This window comes from Microbacterium sp. Bi128, assembly GCF_918698205.1.
The window spans coordinates 1-1,522 of record NZ_CAKKMM010001241.1 but is presented as its reverse complement, the minus strand read 5'-3'; the positions used below and the strand labels follow the sequence as shown (position 1 = coordinate 1,522).

Sequence of the window (1,522 nt, the reverse complement as noted above, 5' to 3'; positions counted from 1 at the left end):
GTCCACGGCCCGGCTCCCCCGTGTCCGGTCACCCTCCGGGATGCAGCGCGCCGCGGACGGTGCCCAGCAGGGACAGGAACCGCTCGTTGTCCGGCAGGTCGTCTATCAGCACCACACCCTCGGGAGCGGCCAGCGGAATGCGCCAGTTCGGGTATTCGGTGCTGGTGCCCGGCTGGTTCTGGGTCCGGGTCTCCCCCACGGCGTCGACCAGCGCCACCCCCAGCAGCGCTGACGGGGCCAGCGCCGTGTAGGCGTACAGCGCCTCCACCGTGGTCCGGACGTCCGTGCCGTTTTCCGCCAGCAGGCCGCGTGCCCGGACCCGGGCCAGCATGGCCTCCTGCTCGGCCGCGGCCTCGGCGCGTTCTTCCGCCACTGGCCGTCGCAACAGCCCGAGCGATTCGCGCAAGGTGACGTGTTCACCGGCGAGGTAGCCCGCCGTCGGGGGCAGATCGTGGGTGTTGACGCTGGTCAGGCACTGCTCGCGGTAGTGCTCCGGCGGAATCGGGCCATCGGCGTCGTGTTCGAACCACAGGATCGACGTGCCGAATATCCCCCGCTCGGCCAGGTAGCCGCGGACCCACGGCTCGAACACCCCCAGGTCTTCGCCAATCACGATCGCCCCGGCCCGTTGCGCCTCGAGGGCAAGGATACCGATGAGCGCCTCGTGGTCGTAGTGCACATACGTGCCGCTCTCCGGCCCCCCGCCCTCAGGGATCCACCACAACCGGAACAGGCCGAGGATGTGGTCCACCCGGATGCCGCCGGCGTGCCGCAGCACGGTACGGAGCATGTCCCGGTAGGCGGCATAGCCGGATTCGGCGAGCCGGCCCGGATGCCATGGCGGCTGCGACCAGTTCTGGCCCAGCTGGTTGAACATGTCCGGAGGCGCACCAACGCTCACGCCCCGGGCAAGAACGCCGGAGAGGGTCCAGGCGTCGGCACCGCCGGGTTTTACCCCGACAGCCAGGTCATGGACGACGCCGATCCCCATCCCCGCCTGGCGTGCCGAACGCTGGGCCGCCTCGAGCTGCTGGTCGCAGAGCCACTGCAGCCAGCAGTGGAATTCGATCCGGGCTGCCAGCCTCGGCCGCTGCTCGACACAGTAGGGCGACGCCGGGGATGCCGCCGCTCCGGCCCATTCCGGCGCCGACGGCGGCAGCTCTTCGGCGAGCGCAGACCACAGCGCAAAGTCCTCGAGCCCCTGCCCCTGCTCTGCGCAGAAGTCGGCGAACTGCCGGGTGCGGGCCGGCCCGCGGCGGACCGCAAACACGCGTTCCAGGGCCGCGAGCTTTGCCGCGTAGCTGGCGTTGCGGTCCAGGAGGTCCCGGGAACGGTTGGCCGCCTGCAGGCCTTCGGCCAGGCGGGCCACCTCGGCCCGGCCGGCTGCGTCCAGGTATCCGTATTCCGGGATTTCCTCCACCCGCAGGTAGAGCGGGTTGAAAAAGCGCCGCGTGGTGGGCAGGTACGGGGAGTCCTCGACCGGCGGCACTGGTTCGGCGGCATGCAGCGGATTGACCAGCAC

Annotated in this window: 1 protein-coding gene; it reads right to left on the bottom strand. The window is 70.8% G+C overall.

All coding sequences use genetic code 11. The annotated features are described in order from the left end of the window. Positions 1–28: 28 nt before the first annotated feature. A partial coding sequence (gene malQ / locus LQV45_RS31650) for a 4-alpha-glucanotransferase (RefSeq protein ID WP_230011382.1) occupies positions 29–1,522 on the bottom strand: 1,494 nt, incomplete at its 5' end.